This window comes from Oleiphilus sp. HI0128, from assembly GCF_001635365.1.
The window spans coordinates 1-839 of the sequence record NZ_LWGG01000895.1 but is presented as its reverse complement, the minus strand read 5'-3'; the positions used below and the strand labels follow the sequence as shown (position 1 = coordinate 839).

The following is an 839-nucleotide window of genomic DNA, read 5'->3' as shown; positions in this document are numbered from 1 at the left end:
CGTAGAACTCAGCCTCGTTAAGGTTGTCGAGATTTGTGCGCTCTTTTATGTACCAGCGGGAAGGGTCAGACCCCGCAGTTATTGACTCTTCAAAACTTGCTTTGAAGGTGCGCTTTATTTCATTTTTGAATTCTTCATTTACTAACATATGCGTGGCCAAAATTTACTTTTGTTTCGTTCTGTTCATTGTTATCAGCTGTTCTATAGCTGGTTAAGCATATTTTTAACAATCTCTGTCGTGGACGAGACATCGGTCAGTATCATTTTTCCGCTAGCCTGAATGTCCTGGAAGGTCGCGGTGGTCAAAAAGTCATTCTTGTTTAGATTTTCTTTATAGCTCTCACTTAATTCTTGGCTTCGCATCGCCAAGTTACGAACTTCGTCAGCCACTACAGCAAAACCACGACCGTGTTCGCCTGCTCTTGCAGCTTCGATAGCTGCATTCAGCGCAAGGATTACAATCTGCTTAACGATGTTGAAAAACTCCTGGTTCTGCGTGTGCATCTCAGCATTATGTAGCATGAGCTGGGTTAGGCTTTCGTGCCAGCGCTCGAACGTAACAAGTAGGTCAGCAAGGTCTGCCAGGTCTTTTTCAACTTGAGTAAGTTGAGAGCTAAGGCTTTCTTTCTCAGCGTTGAAGGTACTATTTAGTTCATCTATCTGTGCGCGATACTCATTCTCTAGAATTGCTTTTTCATTTTCGAGCTGATCTTGAACGGTAGATATCTGATTGTTGAGGCCGCCGATTTGTTCTTCAAAAGATGAAACAGAACCTAGAGCGATATCTAATTGTTCTTGTAGTGTCTGGTTACTTTCCTCTAGCTGAGTAATCTGATCCA

Annotated in this window: 1 protein-coding gene; it reads right to left on the bottom strand. The window is 42.8% G+C overall.

What is annotated here, in order from left to right; genetic code table 11:
* Positions 1–201 precede the first annotated feature (201 nt).
* A partial coding sequence (locus A3763_RS30155; protein ID WP_068760172.1) for a methyl-accepting chemotaxis protein occupies positions 202–839 on the bottom strand: 638 nt, incomplete at its 5' end.